General features: G+C 54.3%; 1 protein-coding gene. It reads right to left on the bottom strand.

The genetic code is table 11. The features are described 5' to 3' along the window. The coding region (locus KI356_RS29010; protein ID WP_212937094.1) for a YbjO family protein at nucleotides 1–247 on the bottom strand (247 nt) is incomplete at both ends.

The following is a 247-nucleotide window of genomic DNA, read 5'->3' on the forward strand; positions in this document are numbered from 1 at the left end:
AAGAACCGCCGACTGGTCGAGGGAACGAACAGCAGCATCAGGATGAGCATATCCGGCAGCTTCTGCAGCATCAGGCTATGGAAGATTTCACGTTTTGATTCACCGGGAATGCTGAACAGCTCCGGATAACCATACCCCAGCGAAGCCGCCCACAAGTAACTTGCGGCGGTGATTTGTGTCAGCAGATATAGCCAGCGCGCCCAGCGACGCCCTTTCACCAGTGAAAACGCACACCAGATCTCGATAA

It is taken from the genome of Bacillus hominis (assembly GCF_018332515.1).
In the GTDB taxonomy this organism is placed as follows: Bacteria; Bacillota; Bacilli; order Bacillales; family Bacillaceae_G; genus Bacillus_A; species Bacillus_A hominis.